2 tRNA genes and 4 rRNA genes are annotated in these 3,391 nt (G+C 47.3%); all 6 read left to right on the forward strand.

What is annotated here, in order from left to right:
* A 23S ribosomal RNA gene (locus tag G6R09_RS19670) occupies positions 1–242 on the forward strand; the annotation flags it as partial.
* A 139-nt stretch (positions 243–381) separates the two neighbouring features.
* Positions 382–497: ribosomal RNA gene (gene rrf, locus G6R09_RS19675) — 5S ribosomal RNA — on the forward strand.
* A 420-nt stretch (positions 498–917) separates the two neighbouring features.
* Positions 918–2,462 (forward strand): 16S ribosomal RNA (locus G6R09_RS19680).
* Positions 2,463–2,535: 73 nt separating this feature from the next.
* Positions 2,536–2,612, forward strand: a tRNA-Ile gene (locus G6R09_RS19685).
* A 44-nt stretch (positions 2,613–2,656) separates the two neighbouring features.
* Positions 2,657–2,732, forward strand: a tRNA-Ala gene (locus G6R09_RS19690).
* A gap of 365 nt (positions 2,733–3,097) precedes the next feature.
* A 23S ribosomal RNA gene (locus G6R09_RS19695) occupies positions 3,098–3,391 on the forward strand; the annotation flags it as partial.

Here is a 3,391-nt window from a genome sequence, read left to right on the forward strand (position 1 = left end):
GGACCGGAGTGGACGAACCGCTGGTGTTCGGGTTGTATCGCCAGATGCATTGCCCGGTAGCTAAGTTCGGAATCGATAACCGCTGAAAGCATCTAAGCGGGAAGCGAGCCTCAAGATGAGTCATCCCTAGACCTTTAAGGTCTCTAAAGGGTTGTTGAAGACTACAACGTTGATAGGTCAGGTGTGTAAGTGCTGTGAGGCATTGAGCTAACTGATACTAATTGCCCGTGAGGCTTAACCATACAACACCCAAGGGGTTTTTCTTCTTCAAAGAGAAGAGACGGACTCTACAAACACTTGAATGACGTGTTGAGAACAAACTAGTCAGATTTTCCCAGATTGCTATTTATTGCCATAAGGTAATAAATAAAACAGAATTTGCTTGGCGACCATAGCGTTATGGACCCACCTGATCCCWTGCCGAACTCAGTAGTGAAACGTAATAGCGCCGATGGTAGTGTGGGGYCTCCCCATGTGAGAGTAGGACATCGCCAGGCTTCAAATTATGAGAGCCCGTTCAATGAACGGGCTTTTATTTCGCTCTCACTGATTGAAATGTGAGCGACGTCAACAGAGAGTTTTTACTTTTTAATCGATTGATAAAAAAGATGAAAATTTTGTCTTGACTGAATATCAGAAAAGCGTATTATACGCCACCTGACTTGCTGAAGCGTAAAGCGCTAAGGCATTGAAAGTCAACGTTCTTTAACAATTTGACCATGCAATCTGTGTGGGCACTCGTTGAATAGTTAAGTCGAAAGATTTATCAATGAACTGAGTGACCAATACAAATAACTACGGTTATTTGGCACAGTCAATTCATTATCGTTCTGTTGGAACGATAATAGCTTTAAAATTACTAAGGTAGTTTTGAAGTCAGTATTCATTGAGCCGTYTCGAAAGARACAACAAAACTTTAATTGAAGAGTTTGATCATGGCTCAGATTGAACGCTGGCGGCAGGCCTAACACATGCAAGTCGAGCGGTAACAGAAAGAAAGCTTGCTTTCTTTGCTGACGAGCGGCGGACGGGTGAGTAATGCCTGGGAATATACCCTGATGTGGGGGATAACTATTGGAAACGATAGCTAATACCGCATAATCTCTTYGGAGCAAAGAGGGGGACCTTCGGGCCTCTCGCGTCAGGATTAGCCCAGGTGGGATTAGCTAGTTGGTGGGGTAATGGCTCACCAAGGCGACGATCCCTAGCTGGTCTGAGAGGATGATCAGCCACACTGGAACTGAGACACGGTCCAGACTCCTACGGGAGGCAGCAGTGGGGAATATTGCACAATGGGGGAAACCCTGATGCAGCCATGCCGCGTGTATGAAGAAGGCCTTCGGGTTGTAAAGTACTTTCAGTTGTGAGGAAGGCAGTTAAGTTAATAGCTTRGCTGTTTGACGTTAGCAACAGAAGAAGCACCGGCTAACTCCGTGCCAGCAGCCGCGGTAATACGGAGGGTGCGAGCGTTAATCGGAATTACTGGGCGTAAAGCGCATGCAGGCGGTCTGTTAAGCAAGATGTGAAAGCCCGGGGCTCAACCTCGGAACAGCATTTTGAACTGGCAGACTAGAGTCTTGTAGAGGGGGGTAGAATTTCAGGTGTAGCGGTGAAATGCGTAGAGATCTGAAGGAATACCGGTGGCGAAGGCGGCCCCCTGGACAAAGACTGACGCTCAGATGCGAAAGCGTGGGGAGCAAACAGGATTAGATACCCTGGTAGTCCACGCCGTAAACGATGTCTACTTGAAGGTTGTGGCCTTGAGCCGTGGCTTTCGGAGCTAACGCGTTAAGTAGACCGCCTGGGGAGTACGGTCGCAAGATTAAAACTCAAATGAATTGACGGGGGCCCGCACAAGCGGTGGAGCATGTGGTTTAATTCGATGCAACGCGAAGAACCTTACCTACTCTTGACATCCAGAGAATTCGCTAGAGATAGCTTAGTGCCTTCGGGAACTCTGAGACAGGTGCTGCATGGCTGTCGTCAGCTCGTGTTGTGAAATGTTGGGTTAAGTCCCGCAACGAGCGCAACCCTTATCCTTGTTTGCCAGCACRTAATGGTGGGAACTCCAGGGAGACTGCCGGTGATAAACCGGAGGAAGGTGGGGACGACGTCAAGTCATCATGGCCCTTACGAGTAGGGCTACACACGTGCTACAATGGCGTATACAGAGGGCTGCAAACTAGCGATAGTAAGCGAATCCCACAAAGTACGTCGTAGTCCGGATTGGAGTCTGCAACTCGACTCCATGAAGTCGGAATCGCTAGTAATCGTGAATCAGAATGTCACGGTGAATACGTTCCCGGGCCTTGTACACACCGCCCGTCACACCATGGGAGTGGGCTGCACCAGAAGTAGATAGCTTAACCTTCGGGAGGGCGTTTACCACGGTGTGGTTCATGACTGGGGTGAAGTCGTAACAAGGTAGCCCTAGGGGAACCTGGGGCTGGATCACCTCCTTACCTAAAGACTTATRCTGTTTTATGCAGTGTCCACACAGATTGCTTGGTCGAAATGTAGAACGTAAAAAGACTTGGGTCTGTAGCTCAGGTGGTTAGAGCGCACCCCTGATAAGGGTGAGGTCGGTGGTTCGAGTCCACTCAGACCCACCACTTTTTCTCCCAGAAAAAGTGGTGGTACAGTCTTTTAAATCGTTGGGGTTATAGCTCAGCTGGGAGAGCGCCTGCCTTGCACGCAGGAGGTCTGCGGTTCGATCCCGCATAGCTCCACCACTCTTTAAGTTCACTTCTCTTCAGATAGAGACAAAAGTGTGTTTAAAAAGTGGTTATCTAACGATGATTACATGTTCTTTAACAATCTGGAAAGCTGACTAGTAAATTCAATCGAAAGATTGATTTTAAAAAATGTTTTTATTGCTTCTTGTAAAAGAACAATAAAAACGAGTTCTCAAAACATACACATTCAAGTGTCTGTGTTTGCTTTCACTTTTTAAAGTGAAGACAAATAAATGAGTCCGGCGAAAAACCAACGTTTAATACTTTCTTGATCGGATTATTAAACGCAAACCTTGGTTGTTTGACCAACTTACTCCACTTTTTAAGTGGAAACTAAGAGCAAAGACCTCTTGGGGTTGTATGGTTAAGTGACTAAGCGTACACGGTGGATGCCTTGGCAGTCAGAGGCGATGAAGGACGTATTAACTTGCGATAAGCCCAGATTAGGCAGTAAAAGCCACTTGAGTCTGGGATTTCCGAATGGGGAAACCCACTAGCATAAGCTAGTATCATTAACTGAATACATAGGTTAATGAAGCGAACCGGGGGAACTGAAACATCTAAGTACCCCGAGGAAGAGAACTCAACCGAGCTTCCGGTAGTAGCGGCGAGCGAAACCGGATGAGCCCCTAAGTTAGTTAAGCGTTAGGTGAAGG

Origin of the sequence: Photobacterium sp. Alg240-V54 (assembly GCF_900537155.1) — a bacterium.
Lineage (GTDB): Bacteria > Pseudomonadota > Gammaproteobacteria > Enterobacterales > Vibrionaceae > Photobacterium.